Source organism: Haematobacter missouriensis, from assembly GCF_000740775.1.
Taxonomy (GTDB): domain Bacteria; phylum Pseudomonadota; class Alphaproteobacteria; order Rhodobacterales; family Rhodobacteraceae; genus Haematobacter; species Haematobacter missouriensis.
Genome location: NZ_JFGS01000118.1, coordinates 1 through 476, shown reverse-complemented (window position 1 = coordinate 476; position 476 = coordinate 1). Strand labels below are relative to the sequence as shown.

Here is a 476-nt window from a genome sequence, read left to right as displayed (position 1 = left end):
GGAGTGGAAGGGATTCGAACCCTCGAGACGGTTTCCCGCCTGCACCCTTAGCAGGGGTGTGCCTTCGACCACTCGGCCACCACTCCGTTGGCCGGTATAGGGGGGAAGAAACGCGAAAACAAGGTCAAATCCTCCCTGCGTGCAGAAGTAGGTTTTCTGGTTATATTTCTGTAAGATATGACGAACAGAAGAGTGACACAGCGGCCCCGGCCTTCCGGCTTCGGCACAAGTCCGTCAGGTCAGACGTGGGGATTTGCGGTAGAGCATTGGGCTCGGCCCATGCAGACAGATGTATCGCATGGGTAGCTCGGCAGACCTCTGAATAGTCAGGCGCCTACTTGGGCTTGCGTTGAACGCCGGAAATCGGTCCGGTCATGGGCCAAAACTTGCGATTTCCCGGGTAATCTTCAACAATGGAGAAAGATTCCTGCCCCTAACAGGCTGCTGAACAAGGTCGGCGCGAGGAACGGTTTCCC

The 476-nt window shown here is 56.5% G+C and carries 1 tRNA gene; it reads right to left on the bottom strand.

What is annotated here, in order from left to right:
- Window positions 1-86: transfer RNA gene (locus tag CG51_RS18900), tRNA-Ser, on the bottom strand.
- Window positions 87-476 lie beyond the last annotated feature (390 nt).